Origin of the sequence: Streptomyces sp. NRRL S-1022 (assembly GCF_000720135.1) — a bacterium.
Lineage (GTDB): Bacteria > Actinomycetota > Actinomycetes > Streptomycetales > Streptomycetaceae > Streptomyces.
Map to the genome: position 1 here is coordinate 317,748 of NZ_JOIU01000001.1, position 13,519 is coordinate 331,266.

A 13,519-nucleotide genomic window follows, 5' to 3' on the forward strand; every position below is an offset into this window, starting at 1 on the left:
GCAACCTGCGCTCCTGCCACTCTGGCCGGTGGAGCAGGGGCAGGGGCAGGGGAGACCATGTCATCGATGACAGGGCTTGTGTTCAGGTGGCGTCAGACCATCGCGCTGTTCTCTGCCGCGGTTGCCCTGGCAGGGATGCTGGTGGGGCTTTCAGCGGCTCCGGCCTTCGCGGATACCCCGCTGGCACGCTGCCAACGAGGCGAGAAGGGCGAGGGTGAGGTCACCCTTTCGTATGCCGGCAAGCAACGTGGAAGTTCCTATCCGCCGGCGGAGAGCCCGGCGAACGTTCTCCGGCCCGGTGATGTGGTGTCGGTGGTCGTCTCGAGCGACACCATCACGGCCGGCTGGGGCCCCCGCTATGGTCCCGACGGTGACGCCCAGGCGGCGCCCGCCGGATTCCCGGCGCCGGGCCTGCGCAAGTACAGCTCGATCGCCCGTTTCAACAACAACCCGGGAGGTTGGGTCGGCGAGTGGATGCAGACCACCGCCTTGACCACTTGCCGGGTGGTTCCGGCCGTGGAGACCCGACTGCTGTTCGGCATCAACGATGACAACCTGTCCGACAACGGAGGCCTCTGGCGGATCACGGTGCGTCACTACCGTGCGGACGCGCCGACGGCCGCTCCCGGAAGTCCGCTGGCCATCTGCCGCACCCGTGGCGGCGGCGATTCCGCGACCGTGATCACACAACCCGCCCACGGGCCCGGCGTCGCTTACCCGAACGTCGTCGACCCTCCCAACGTCCTGAACCCAGGCGATGCGTTCACCATCGACTTCTGGCCGGACCCGGCATCCGTCGGTGACGGCCTGTACGGCCCGGAGGGCAAGCTGGAAGCCGCACCACCAGGCCAGGGCTACCCGGTCCCTGGCCTCAACAAGTACAGCCTGCTCGTGAGAGCCAACAACTACCCCACTGGCTGGATCGGTGACTGGCGTCAGGCGACCGAACTCGGCGGATGCCAGGGCACACCCGCCGTCCACGCCCGGCTGCTGTTCGCGATCAACGACTCCAACCTTGGCGACAACACCGACCACTGGAGAATGACGATCCGGCACTACCGCGCCACCCCGGTGAAAACCAGCGCTTCCGCCGCCATGGCCCGCTGCAAGTCCGGCGACGAAGGCACCGTCACCTTCACCGACATGCTCTGGTGGGGCGCCGAAGGCGGCCTCACGCTACGCCCCGGCGACGTCTACCGCGTCACGGTGCGGGGCCAGATGCGGATCGGCCCCTGGCCCTGGGACGGCAAGTACACCGCGGACGGGACAGGCTGGTCGGATCTGGCACCCCCCGGCGGAACCTGGCCCCAACCCGGACTACCGAAATACGGACTGCTCGGGTCCTGGACAGGCCTGCCCAACCACTACTGGCTGGGTGCCAACAGCCTCTGCATCCAGTGGACCGGCACCAACCCCGTCCAGGTCGCCTTCACCCTCAACGACTACTACCTCAATGACAACGACGGCCGATGGGACATCTTCATCCACAACTACCTGACTCAATGAGCCTCCGTTGTTCGACGAGCTTGTCGTGGCGGGCGGCGGAGGTCCAGCCGACGCCGCCGCGGCTCGTGCCCCGGCGATCTGCTCGCCGATCCGGGTCACCCGCTCGGCCGCGGCGAGGTCATCGCGCTCGGCTCGTCACTTCGCCTGCGGCACGGCCAGTTGAGGGTGCACACCGCTACGGCACGGCGTAGAGGCCGGCGATGTGGTTGTCCTTCCGCCAACGGAGCAGGGCCTGGTAGCCCTCGAGCCACACCAGGGACTCGGGCCGGTACACCCGGGTGCGTAGGAACGCCGCGATCGTGCCCGCGTCCTTGGGGGAGGGGAAGTGGAGCAGGGCGGATTTCGCGGCGGTCTGGGCGGTGTCCTCTGCCTGGTTGCCGCCGGCCTCGCTGCCCGTCCAGGCCTCGGTACTTGGTGCCGGTGATCCGGCCGTTCTCGTCGCGCTGCAGGTGGACCTTGCGCTCGCGTGTGCTGCGGGTGAGGGCGCGGGAGGCGATCTGCTCGACCAGGCGCTCAGCGTGGCTGCGCAGGCCCTGGAGCACGGCCACAAGCGGCTTGAAGCTCGTGCTGACGACCATGTCGGTCAGGTCCTCGTTCTTCCTCAGGAAGACGGGCACGCTGATCCGCGCCACCTTGGTGCCTCCGTCGCGGTTCAGCCTGAGCGCCCGGCCGATGTTCTGCACGATCTCGACCTGGGAGCCGCGGGTGTCGGCGAAGCAGATCGCCTCCACTCCGCGCTCGCCGGTGATGTCGACGCCTTCCTGAGTGACCGACCCGGCAGCACCGCACGGCCTGTTCAAACGGTCGCATGAGGCGGGCGTTGCCCCGGGGGGCGGGAGGCTGCGGCACGGCTGTCTGCGGTGGCGGTGACGGTGGCTGTGGTGTCCGGGCACGGGCGGATTGGCCCCGCAGCAGTCGTTCGGCCATGGCCTGGAGCCGGGCTGCCCGGCCGGCCCTTGTGTAGTGTCCGGGCCAGCACAGTCGGCTCGACCCCACACAGTCCGGCGAGCACATCCCGCCTGGCTTCGTTGAGCACGATCTCTCCGTCGGTTTGCACGCCGCCGCCGGCCAGCCGGGCGGGGGAGCTACGGCACGTCCACTGCCGCAGCAGGTCTGCGGCCGGCAGGCCGTAGCGGGCCGCGACCCTGCCGATCAGCGACGCGGTCAGCTCCCGGCCAGCGGCACGGTCTGCAACGCCCCTGCTGCCAGGGCCTCCTCCAATGCCCTTTCCTGCTGTGACTGAGCGCTTCAGTTGGCCAGTCAGAGCGTCATAGTTGGCAGGCCGACGAGCCGCGCGCGTACCTGCTGACCCGCGGTTCATACCTGTGCGTGTACACGGTTGTGCTGCAGGTGCGACGAGAAGTACCGGTTTCGGCGCGACCCACCTCGCGACGGCCGAGTCTGCTGGTGACCTCAGCGGTTCAGTGGCCCACCCTGAGCAGCGCATTCGTATTCCGTGAAAAGTTCTTTCCGCGTGGCAGCGGTTGTGCGTCAGCCTCGTTCGCGTGCGGCCGTCTGCCGTGCACTGTTCCCGACCCAAGCCCTGCTCCAGGGCCGGCACCCGCGAGGCCGTGAGCTCGACGTACAGCGGTTTCCCGGTCTGTATGCTGTCCAACCTTCGTCGTCCCCCGCTCGGCCCCAGCGACTGGCCCCGCAGCTCGGGACCCTTGCCGGAGCGTGGGGTTTTGCCTGGCGGCACACGCGGTGCACGCGCACGTACGTGTGAGGGCCCGCCCCGACCGCGGGTTGGACCGGATCGGGCTGTCACAGGCCCGTGGCACCGGGTCTGTCACAGCTCCGGTCACCGTCCGGCGCGGTGGGGCCGGCCCCGAGCGTTCGGCGCCCGGCCGTCGGGCGCGGCTTCGGCTCGGCGGCCGGGATGGCGGGGGAGGCGTTGGCGAGCGCGAGATCGACCAGAGTCCGGACCGGACCGTCACTGCAGAGCAGCGCGTCTGTCAGCTCGAACAGGGTGTCTGCCCGTCCACTCATCGACGCGTACAGCTCCGCCCGGAAGCGTGACGGCATCGCGAATGCCCCACACTCCGGTTCTCCACCCAGCAGACTCATCCGCACGGCCTCCGCCTGATCCAGGCGCACTCCTTGGTCTGAGCACAGGATCAGGCGGAGGTGGTCCTCACGTCCGGTGAATCCTCGAGTGAGGAACCGAGTGGGAGACGCTGTTCGAGGATACGGTCAACGGCAAGCTCAGCTCAGCCACCGCTTTCCCCGCGAGAGCGCACGCGACATCTTCGGGCGACGGCTGGAGATGGCGCTGACCGCCGCGCACGGGGGCGCGATCGATGGCCCTGGGAATGGACGTCGGACGGACCACGCGACCGGAGACAGCGCCGCGGTGGTACGTGCCCTGGGCGAGGCAGGCGTGCCTGCGGGTGTCCGCGGCGGTGATCACCGCCGTGCTGCCCATGGTGCCTGCTCAGACTCCGGTGACGCTGTGGATCCATCGCCGTACGCCGGTCTCGCCGATGGCGACGATGTGCACGACGCGCCCGGGGATATCGACCGAAGCGGTCACGCCCAACTGTACGTGCAGTGCGTTGCTCACCGGTCCGCCGGAGTCGCCGGGGAGGGGGAGCCCGTCGAGGCCGAACCCGCTGAAGGTGTTTGTGTCCGGAAAGTCTATGACGCGCACGGTGCACACCTTGAGCACTGGGGACGGTGTGCTGTTGCCAATGGCTGTGTCTCCCCACCCGGACAGGGCGAGATTCGTGTTGCCCGCGGGCAACACACCCTCGCCGACGATCGGGGTGATCCAGGCGTTGCTCTTCGCGGGCACCGCGAGTTCCATCAGAGCCACATCGGCGAAGGCATAGCCGGTGTATCCCCTCACAGGGACGCGCTGACCGCCTGTGGAGCCGCCGAGGTCCCTTGAGCCAAGAACGACGCTGTAGTTGCCGGGGGTGGGGTTGCCGTTGTTGGTGATGCAGTGTCTGGCCGTCATGATCCACGTCGGCGCGATCAGGCTGGCCGTGCACGTGTATCGACCATTGAGCTCGAGCTGGGCGGCTCCTCGCAGGGCCCCGGCGATCTGGCCATCGGAGATGGCGTTGGCCGGGGCAGCCGTGAACACCCCGGAAAGGATCACCGACAGGGCCATCAACAGACCCATCATCATTCGACGCGCTGTTGCTCCTGGACGCATTGCGTACCTCTTTCTCCGGTAGGGGGGAATGATTTCTCCGGTAGGGGGGAATGACCCACGGTCGGATTCTCCGGCGCCGGCCGCAGGACCAGCCTGCGAACGTGATGTCACTTCAGCACTACGCACCGGCGGCGGCTGCCGCGCCTTCGCTGGCAGGTCCCGAATCGACCGCACGGTGACGGGCTACTTCGCGGCCTCGGCCTCGGCCTCGTGTCGGAGGTTGTCGACCCAGTCGTGGAGGGAGTTGTCGAGGGCGGCCTGTAGGACAGCCTGGTTGGCGACGACGGGCTCTCCGGTCCACGACTCCTCGGTGTGGACGAGGACGCCGTCGCGGGTCGGCGTGAACGTCCACACGTGGACGGCGGTGATGCCCTGGGCGGGGCCGCCCCAGGCGAGGCGCTTGCCGGGTCTGACCTGCTTGACGGTGGAAGTGATGTCCAGCCCCTCGGTGCTCCAGCGGAAAACCGAGCCGGGGCGCAGGCGTCCGGGGGTGTCCTTGACGACCCTCTCCACGCCAGGCTGCCAGGCGGGCCACTTCTCGACATCCGTCTGGATCTTCCAGATGGTGCGCAGGGGGGCGTGGATGAGGATGTTCTCCCGCGTGATGACCGGCGCGGTCTGATCGATCTGCACGTCAGCGGTGTGCGCGGCGAGGCTCTCGCCAGGGGCGGTGGGCCTGTCGTCGGTGAGGGCGTGGGCGGTGCCGGAGACGGCGAGGACGAGCACGGTGGAGGCGGCGGTGAACCTCGCCACGGTGAACGTACGCACGATGCTTGGCCTTTCGAGGAGTCTTCGGGGATTTCAGGGAACGGGTGGTGGGTGCGGGCCCGGCCGGGAGGAGCGGACCCCGGCCGCGGGGCGATTTCAGCTGTCGGAGGCGTCGGTGCCGGTGCCGGTGCCGGTGTCGGTGCCGGTGTCGGTGTCCGGGATCCAGGAGCCGTGGATGCCGCCGGTGACCCGTCGTGGCAGGTGGACGGTGGCGATCCGGTCGAGGCCGGAGGCGTCCAGGACCAGGAGTTGGGAGGCGTCCTGCTTGAGGTCGGAGACGACCGTGAGCAGATAGCCGTCGTCCTCGCGGGTGGCTCCTGCGGCGGGCACGAACACGGCCTCGCTGGGCAGGCGGGCGTCCCCGGCCTGGTGGACGCGGCGGGCGCCGGTGGTGCGGTCGTACTTGACGATGCCGTAGCCGCCGTAGCCGTCCTGGTCGGGGAAGGAGACCGCGTACTGGTAGCGGTTCTCGGCGCCGAGGAAGTCCTCGTTGAGCGTGGGGAACTCGACGGCGAGGTCGTCGGTGATCCGCTCGTCGACGCGGCCGGCGGCCAGGTCGACGACCCAACGGCGGTTGTATGAGCGCGTGTTGGGCTCCGTGCCGCGGCCGGGGGCGCCGACCCACCAGTTCCAGGAGAGCTGGAAGCCCTCCTTGTCCACCGTCGGGCCCTCCAGCACGATGCGGCCCTGGGTGTCCTCGTAGGCGTTGCCGGCGTGCAGCATGTTGCCCGGCTCGATGGGGAACCAGCGGATCTCTCCGGCGCCCTCCGGGCCGCGGGGCATGACGCCGATCCGGGCGGGCTGGTCGTCGTTCCAGGAGTACGGGATGCCGGAGTGCTCGGTCGGGTCGAAGGTGACCGTGCCTTCGACGAAGACCACGTAGTGACGTGTGAGCGCGAAGTCGTGCTTGAGGGAGGCGGTGGCGCCCGGCACCTCGAAGCTGTGCGTGACCTGGCCCTTGGCGTCGGCGACGTAGTACATCAGGTACGGCGGGAACGGCGAGGAGCCGAAGAAGTGCAACTCCCCGGTGACCGGGTCGGTCTTGGGGTGTGCGGTCATCGCGCTGCGCAGCTTGCCGTCGAAGTCGTAGGCGCCGACGGTGTCCAGGTCCCGGGTGAGTTCGAAGGGGAGGTTCGCCTCGCACAGGGCGAGGAGGCGCCCGGCGTGTTCCACGACGTGGGTCCCGGCGGTGCTGGCGGTCAGGTCGGGGCCGTGCTCGGTGAGGTAGGGGGCGCCGTCCAGGGCGGGGGTGCGGACCCAGCGGTTGCGGTACCACTCGGCGCGGCCCTCGCGCAGACGGATGCCGTGGACCATGCCGCTGCCCTTGAACCAGTGGGTGGGGGTGACGCCGGGCTTGGGGTTGTGGCTGTTGCGGATCAGCCGGCCGGTCAGCTCCGGCGGCAGGCTGCCCTCGACGGTCAGACCGGTGGCGGTGATCTCGTCGACGGCCGGGGTGTAGTGGCCGATCAGGTAGGGCTTGGTGGACATGTGTGAACCTCGTCGCTCGGTGGTGTCGTTGTGGGTGCTGATGATGGTCAGTCAGGAGGACTGCTCGGCACGGGACTTGAGGGCCAGGAGCCAGGACTGGAGGGACTGTTCGAGGGCTTGGCCGAGTTCTTCGACGGCGGCCTCGACGGGGGCACCGGCCCAGGACTCCTCGGTGCGGACGGTCACCTGGCCGCCGTCGGCTTCGAAGGTCCACACATGGACGCCGTCGATGCCGTTCGCGGGGCCGCCCCAGACGATCCGGGCGCCGGGGACGATCTCGTGGAGGGTGGAGGTGATGTCCAGTCCGTGGGTCTTCCAGCGGAAGGAGCTGCCGGGCTGGAGCGGGCCGTCGAGCCTGGCCTCGTCGACGTGCGTGTTCCACTCGGCCCAGGCGTCGATGCCGGTGTGCAGGTTCCACACCGTCTCCAGCGGAGCGTCGATCACGGTCGAGAGCCGGACGACGACGGGAGCGGATTCGTCGATGGTGCGCATGGTGCTTTCCCTGCTTTCGTGTTCGAACGGGTCAGAAGAGAGGCGAGAAGGGCGGTTGCCACAAGGACTGCGGCGGAGATGCCGAACGCGGTGCGGTATCCCTCGGTCAGCGCCTCCAGGTGTGGCCGGTGGGCGGCCGAGGTGACGGTTCCGGCGACGGTGGTCAGCACCGCGAGGCCGATCGCACCGCCGACCTGGCGTGTGGTGTTCACCAGTCCCCCGGCCACCCCGGAGTCGTCCTTGGCCACGCCTTCGATGGAGAGGGCGGTGAGCTGGACGAACGCGACGCTCAGGCCGAGGCCGACCAGGACGCTCGGGCCCAGGACATCGGTGACGAAGCTTCCGTGCACACCGATGCGCGAGAGCCACAGCATTCCGGCGGCCTCGGTGAGCAGTGCTCCGATCACCGTGGCCGTGGCGCCGATCCGGCGTGCGATCCGCGGTGCGAGGGTCGCGCCGAGCATGTTCGCGGCGGCGAGGGGGAGTTGTCCGAGACCGGTGACCAGCGGGCTGGCACCGAGGACCTGCTGCTGGTAGAGCGGCAGGAAGAAGAACAGCGCGATCCATACCGAACCGAACAGGCCCATCAGGACGTTTCCTGCGGTCACCCGGCCCCCGGCGAACAGCCTGGGCGGCACCAGCGGGTGGCGGCTGCCCCGTTCGATCAGGACGAACGCCGCCCCGAGGACGGCCGCCAGCACGAAGGCGCCGAGTACGGGGCCGTCCGTCCACCCGTCGCTGCGGGCGGTGGTCAGCCCCCACACCAGACCGGTCAGCGCGAGGCCGATCGTGGCGGTGCCGGGGAGATCGAACCGAGCCGCCGCCGCTGCCGCGGTCTGTGGGACGAGGACGGCTGAGGCGCCCAGGACCAGGAACGTTCCGACAGCGACCGCGTGGAAGATCCATGGCCAGCCCCACGCCTGGTTCAGTACGCCGCCGAGGACGACCCCCGCCGCGCCTCCGGCGCCGGACACCGCGCCCCAGATACCCAGCGCCCTGCCCCGCCCCGGCCCCGGCGGGTAGAGGTCCATCACCAGAGCGAGGGCCGCGGGGGCGACGACCGCGGCGCCGGTCCCCTGCACCGCGCGGGCACCGATGAGGACGGCGGGCGAAGTCGCCAGTCCCGCTGCCGCCGAGGCCGCCCCGAAGAGCGCGAGGCCCGCGAACAGCACCCGGCGGCGTCCCAGCAGGTCTGCTGCTCGCCCGCCGGCGAGCAGCAGGGCTCCGAACGCCAGGCCGTAGGCGTTGACCACCCAGGTGGTGCCGCCGTCCGACAGACCGACGCCGTCGCGGATCTGGGGCAGAGCGACGTTCACGATCGACGTCGCGAGCATGACGGTGAACTGCGCGGCGGCCAGAGCGGTGAGGGCGGCGCCGCGGGATCGCTTGCGCATGGCGGGCTCCACAGCGGTCATCGCGGTTTCTCCGCGGCGGTCTTGAGGTGGCCGAGCCATTGGGCGAGGGAGTCGTCGAGCGCCTGCCGGATGTTGGCGGCGTCGGCCCGCACCGGGGCGCCGTCCCACGACTCCTCGGTCGTGACGAGGGTCGCGGCGGGGCCGGACGAGATGAGCGTCCACTGATGTACGGCGACAATGCCCTGGGCCGGGCCGCCCCAGAGGATGAGGCCGGGCGCCTCCATCGCGTAGACGGTGGAGGCGATGTCGAGGGCCGCGGTGCGCCAGTGGAACGTCGCGCCCGGCGTCAACGGCGTGCGGGCGCGTGCGGAGACGATGTCGGGCTGCCAGGACGGCCAAGCGGGCACGTCGGTCAGTAACCCCCAGACCGCGGGGGCGGGAGCTCTGATCGTCAGTTCGTGGCGGGCGACGACGGGGGCGGCGCGGTCGATGCCGGCGGGCGGGTTGTCCATGCGGCCGAGTCTGCTGTGGCGAGACCCGGCCGCTCTTCGGTGAAAGTCGCCTAGACCGTCACCTAGATCGCCTGGGTGACGAGGTCGGTGAGCTGGCGGCGCGAGGTGATGTCGAGCTTCTTGAAAATGTTGCGCAGGTGGGCGTCGACCGTCCGGGGGCTGAGGAAGAGCCGGTCCGCGACCTCGCGGGAGGTGGCGCCGGTCGCGACGAGCCGGGCTATGTTGAGTTCCTGGCCGGTGAGCGCCTCCAGCACCCCTCTCGTCACCGATCTGGCCTGCTCGCCCGCGGCGGCCAGTTCGGCCCGGGCCCGTTCGGCGAATCCCTCCGCGCCCGTCGTGGTGAACAGGTCGTGGGCCGCGCGCAGGGCCTCCAGCGACTCACGGCGGCGGCCGTCGCGGCGCAGCCACGCCCCTTGGTGCAGCAGGGCCCGGCCATGCCAGATCCGCATGCCGCCGGCGCCCAGCCTGGCCACCGCCTCGGTATGCAGGGCTTCCGGCTCGTCCGACAGCAGAGCGCCGAGAGCCGCGCGCACCCCGAGCGCCCAGTCGGTGCCCGCGGCCCGCGTGTGCTCGTCGAGCCGGGCGAACGCCTCGCGGGCGACGGCCTCCTGGCCGCACCGCACCGCCGCCTCGACCAGTTCGGGCAGTGCCATGCTGCTCATCGACAGGTCGCCGTCGGTGAGTGCCAGCTTCGCAGATTCGAGCGCCGCGCGGTGGTCGGCGACGCCGTTGGCGTAGAACGCGGCGGCGCTGTGGGCCATCGCCGTCAGCATCCCCTTGCGGCGGGCCCGCGACTCGGCCAGCACCCGGTCGATCAGCGGCCTGGCTTCGGCGGGCCGGCCGCGCACGGCCGCGACCTGCAGGTGACCGTACCAGTGGACCGGGACCCCGGTCACCTCGGCGATGCCGTCGGCCTCGCCGAGCAGGGCGGAGGCGTCGAGCAGCGCGCCGCGCTGGGCGGCGGCCATGGCCCGCATCCAGAGGCCGACCGGCAGGATCATCAGCGCTCCGCAGCTCCGGGCCGCTGTGACGGCCTGGGTGGCGAATCGTTCCTCCAGGGCGAAGTCCCACAGTTCCACGGCGAGCAGCGCCGCCAACGACAGGCGCCGTGACCACAGCGGGTCGGTCGTGTCCGACAGCATGCGGGACAGTACGGGCACCGTCGCGAGATCACCGTCGAGGTAGGCGACCAGCGTGTCCAGCAGGTCGTCGGCGCCGGTGCGGTGCCCCGGGGGAACGGATGCCTGCCGGGCCGCCTGAAGGGCGGTACGGCAGGCGGGCGAGGACCGGCCGACGACGAGCCCCGCCTGCAGCGCGTCCAGCAGGTACAGCCGGGCCCGGCCGGGGTCGAGTCCGGCGGCCCGGATCAGATGGCCGACGGCGTCGGCCGCGCCGTCGCGGAAGAACGCCGCCTGTCCGCGGGCGAGTTCGGCCTCGACCCGCCCGGCGTCGTCGATGGGGCCGTGCTCTGCCGCGTCGACCAGGGTGATAGCGGTCTCGAAGGCGCCGGCCTCCAGCGCCGCCCGTGCCGCGGCGAGGCTGCGCTTGGCCCGGAACCGGGGATCGGGAGTGAGGGACGCGGCCTGTTGGAGGAACGCGGCCTCGGCCGCCGCCCCGCCCCGCCGCCGGGCCCGCTCCGCGCTGCGCAGCAGATCGGCCGCGACGTCCTCATCGGGCCGGGGTGCGGCCTGAGACCGGTGCCAGGAGCGCCGGTCGGGATCAGTCTGCGGGTCGGTGACGTCGGCGAGCGCTCCGTGGACGAGCCGCCGGTCGGCCGGTGACGCGGCGGCGTACACGGCCGACCGCACCAGCGGGTGCCGGAACCGGGACCGGCCTCCCAACTCGATCAGCTCCTCCGCCTCGGCCTCGGTTCCGGCCTCCGGTTTCACGTCGAGCAGATCCGCGGCCCGCCACAGCAGACCCGGGTCGCCGAGCGGCTCGGAGGCCGCGATCAGCAGCAACATCCGGGCTCCGGGCGACAGCCGGGAGACCCGCTCCCGGTAACTCTGCTCGATCCGGTTCGCCGGCGAGGCGGGAGTGGGCAGCCCGAATCCGCCCGCGAGTCCGGCGGGACCGAGCCTGCGCGGCAGTTCCAGCAGCGCGAGCGGATTGCCGCGCGCCTCGGCGAGAATCCGCTCACGCACCCGGTCGTCAAGCGGCACCGGAACCCCGGACGCCAGCAGGTCGCGTGCCGCCTGATCGGACAAGCCCGACAGCTTCAGCTCCGGCAGCCCGTCCAGCTCGTCGACGCCGTGCGGATCGCGCAACCCGAACACGAGCGCGATCGGCTCCGCGCCGATCCTGCGCGCCGCGAACGCCAGAACCTGCGCCGACGCCCGGTCGAGCCACTGCGCGTCATCCACGACGCAGACCACGGGCGACTCTCCCGCCGCCTCCGACAGCAGCCCCAACACACCGAGTGCCACCGCGAACTGACTGGGCGCGCTGCCCTCCCCGAGCCCGAACGCCACCGACAGATCGTTCCCCTGCCGGGCCGGCAGCCGCCCGATCCGGTCGTGCAACGGCCGGGTGAGCTGATGCACCGCCGCGTAGGCGAAGTCCGCCTCGAACTCGGCCCCGTTCACCCACAGCACCCGCAACCCGTCCTGAGCGTCCAGGACATGCCGCAGGAGAGTGGTCTTGCCGATGCCCGCCTCACCGCGGACCACCACCGCGCCACCACGACCGGACGCGGCCGCCGCGATCAGATCGGTTATGGCAGCGCGCCCATCTGGTGGGAAATAGCTTGGAATCGTAAGAAAATCCACAATGGTATCATGTCACGCGCACCACGGAACGGACAGGGGGCCGGGTAGCCGACCACGATCACCTCGGCATCGGGGCTGCGCCGCCTGATGTCGGTGAGAGCGTCACGGACACGGCCTTCGACCGTGTCGATGCGTTCACCGAGCACGTTCTTGCCACCGGCCGTCGAGTACTTCTTGCACGGTCTTCCGGCCGGATCCCAGGACGCCACGAGCGCACACGTGGTCAGCACGCTCGTGAAGCCGAGATCGTTGTCTCCCACCGCCACCGTGACGAGCTTGGTATCGGGGGTGAGGGCGTTCGGTTGCGCGGGCTTGGAGCCCTGCGCGTTCCACAGGGCGGCCGTGGTGGCGCCGGTGCAGGTGACGTTCTTGAAGGCACGACCCTTGCCCGCCGGCGTCCGGGAGATGACGGCGGCGTAACCTGCGGTGGTGCGGTCGCACTGGGTGTCCGTGACGCCGGGAAGCCCGGCGCCGAAGGCGTAGGAGTCGCCGAGCGCGACGTAGCTGGGGCCCGGCCGTCGAGGACGCGGCGAAGGCGGAGGGGGCGGCTCCGGCGGACAGCGACGTGGTCCCGGCCACGGTGATCGCCGCGAGGGTCCGGTGTGCGGGCAGCAGCCGGTTGGTGAGTGCATCATGGCGGCTTTGAATCATGTGGACGATGGGGGAGCGTCCCGACCCCGAGCGGGGCGGGGCATGCCCCGTTCGACGTACTCCCGAAGTCCGGGCCCTACGGTGGTCCACCCGCGGTCGGCGCTCCGTGGACCACAACGGTGAAGTGCAGGGCCGGGTTCACCCGCGGCGCCGGCCCGGCAGACGGCCGGCGCGTGCTCCGTCACCCAACCTGTCAAGCGGCCGCCGCCACGACCGGCCGCCCCGCGGCGGATCCGGGCAGTGCGAAGCGCCGCAGCAGCTCACGTGCCGAGGGTCTGCCGAGGGAGAGGCGCACGAGGAGGTAGCCGAACAGCCCGCCCAGGGTGTTGGCGAGCAGGTCGTTGATGTCGACGGCGCGGCCGTTGTTGAAGAGCACGTACGACAGCAGCTGCGTCGACTCGATGCACAGGCTCGCCAGCGCGCTCACCCCGACGGCCCGGACCGTGCTGCTCACGCGCGTGAGGAGAGGCAGCATGACGCCGAGCGGCACGAACATCAGGATGTTGGGCACCGCGGTCATGTCGGCGGTGACCAGAGGAATGAAGTTGATCTGGTTCCACCACGGCATCTGGTTAGCGTACTTGCCCCAGGTCACCTCCAGGGGGAAGACCGTGATCGACAGCACGGCCGCGGCGTAGAGACACGCGGCGGCGCGCAGTACCACGTGCCGGCCCGCCCAGCCGGACTGTGCACGATGGTGGCGCACGGCGACCACAGCGAGGAAGGCGGCGAGGGCGGGGCCCAGGACGTACGTCGCTTCGATGGTCAGGTTCACATTCATGCGTCAGTCGCTCCGGGGTCCGACGGGGTATCGGTGGC

Annotated in this window: 11 protein-coding genes and 1 pseudogene; 1 reads left to right on the top strand and 11 read right to left on the bottom strand. The window is 70.7% G+C overall.

From position 1 onward, the window contains the following. The first annotated feature begins 66 nt into the window (after window positions 1–66). On the top strand, window positions 67–1,506 hold the full coding sequence (locus IG05_RS0101575; protein ID WP_158838728.1) for a hypothetical protein: 1,440 nt from the start codon (window positions 67–69) through the stop codon (window positions 1,504–1,506). A 178-nt stretch (window positions 1,507–1,684) separates the two neighbouring features. On the opposite strand, the pseudogene IG05_RS48940 reads toward IG05_RS0101575, so the two are convergent. The 11 genes and pseudogenes from IG05_RS48940 to IG05_RS0101635 form a co-directional block, all read right to left on the bottom strand. Then, window positions 1,685–2,447 (bottom strand): annotated as a pseudogene (locus IG05_RS48940) (helicase); the annotation flags it as partial. Between the two features lie 823 nt (window positions 2,448–3,270). Next, on the bottom strand, window positions 3,271–3,495 hold the full coding sequence (locus tag IG05_RS50455; RefSeq protein ID WP_199808227.1) for a hypothetical protein: 225 nt from the start codon (window positions 3,493–3,495) through the stop codon (window positions 3,271–3,273). 445 nt (window positions 3,496–3,940) lie between these two features. Next, window positions 3,941–4,639 (bottom strand): S1 family peptidase, encoded by a 699-nt coding sequence (locus IG05_RS0101595; protein WP_030338494.1) that lies wholly within the window; start codon window positions 4,637–4,639, stop codon window positions 3,941–3,943. A 210-nt stretch (window positions 4,640–4,849) separates the two neighbouring features. Next, window positions 4,850–5,434, bottom strand: coding sequence for an SRPBCC family protein (locus tag IG05_RS0101600; RefSeq protein WP_234335726.1), 585 nt, complete (start codon window positions 5,432–5,434; stop codon window positions 4,850–4,852). 96 nt (window positions 5,435–5,530) lie between these two features. Continuing rightward, window positions 5,531–6,922 (bottom strand): carotenoid oxygenase family protein, encoded by a 1,392-nt coding sequence (locus IG05_RS0101605; protein WP_051789383.1) that lies wholly within the window; start codon window positions 6,920–6,922, stop codon window positions 5,531–5,533. A 51-nt stretch (window positions 6,923–6,973) separates the two neighbouring features. Beyond that, window positions 6,974–7,414 carry an SRPBCC family protein gene (locus IG05_RS48945; protein WP_030338497.1) on the bottom strand — a complete coding sequence of 147 codons (441 nt, stop codon included), beginning with the start codon at window positions 7,412–7,414 and terminating at the stop codon, window positions 6,974–6,976. Then, a complete protein-coding gene (locus IG05_RS48950; protein WP_234335727.1) occupies window positions 7,363–8,808 on the bottom strand; it encodes an MFS transporter in 1,446 nt (481 codons plus the stop codon). Before IG05_RS48950 ends, IG05_RS48945 begins: the two co-directional genes overlap by 52 nt. A 17-nt stretch (window positions 8,809–8,825) precedes the next feature. Next, entirely contained in the window at window positions 8,826–9,281 is a 456-nt protein-coding gene (locus IG05_RS0101620; protein ID WP_030338499.1) for an SRPBCC family protein, read from the bottom strand. Window positions 9,282–9,343: 62 nt separating this feature from the next. Beyond that, window positions 9,344–11,953, bottom strand: a complete 2,610-nt coding sequence (locus IG05_RS0101625) for a helix-turn-helix transcriptional regulator (protein ID WP_051789386.1) — start codon at window positions 11,951–11,953, stop codon at window positions 9,344–9,346. Window positions 11,954–11,994: 41 nt separating this feature from the next. Next, a complete protein-coding gene (locus IG05_RS44475) occupies window positions 11,995–12,684 on the bottom strand; it encodes an SGNH/GDSL hydrolase family protein (RefSeq protein ID WP_234335728.1) in 690 nt (229 codons plus the stop codon). Window positions 12,685–12,893: 209 nt separating this feature from the next. Further along, the gene (locus IG05_RS0101635; RefSeq protein ID WP_051789388.1) at window positions 12,894–13,481 is read right to left on the bottom strand and encodes a VanZ family protein; all 588 of its coding nucleotides are present in this window, start codon (window positions 13,479–13,481) and stop codon (window positions 12,894–12,896) included. Between the last annotated feature and the right edge of the window lie 38 nt (window positions 13,482–13,519).

Excerpts from the sequence above, each read along its gene's own strand:
- IG05_RS0101575 (WP_158838728.1), top strand. The coding sequence starts at position 67 with ATGACAGGGCTTGTGTTCAGGTGGCGTCAGACCATCGCGCTGTTCTCT.
- IG05_RS50455 (WP_199808227.1), bottom strand. The coding sequence starts at position 3,495 with ATGAGTGGACGGGCAGACACCCTGTTCGAGCTGACAGACGCGCTGCTC.
- IG05_RS0101595 (WP_030338494.1), bottom strand. The coding sequence starts at position 4,639 with ATGATGATGGGTCTGTTGATGGCCCTGTCGGTGATCCTTTCCGGGGTG.
- IG05_RS0101605 (WP_051789383.1), bottom strand. The coding sequence starts at position 6,922 with ATGTCCACCAAGCCCTACCTGATCGGCCACTACACCCCGGCCGTCGAC.
- IG05_RS48945 (WP_030338497.1), bottom strand. The coding sequence starts at position 7,414 with ATGCGCACCATCGACGAATCCGCTCCCGTCGTCGTCCGGCTCTCGACC.
- IG05_RS48950 (WP_234335727.1), bottom strand. The coding sequence starts at position 8,808 with ATGCGCAAGCGATCCCGCGGCGCCGCCCTCACCGCTCTGGCCGCCGCG.
- IG05_RS0101620 (WP_030338499.1), bottom strand. The coding sequence starts at position 9,281 with ATGGACAACCCGCCCGCCGGCATCGACCGCGCCGCCCCCGTCGTCGCC.
- IG05_RS44475 (WP_234335728.1), bottom strand. The coding sequence starts at position 12,684 with ATGATGCACTCACCAACCGGCTGCTGCCCGCACACCGGACCCTCGCGG.
- IG05_RS0101635 (WP_051789388.1), bottom strand. The coding sequence starts at position 13,481 with ATGAATGTGAACCTGACCATCGAAGCGACGTACGTCCTGGGCCCCGCC.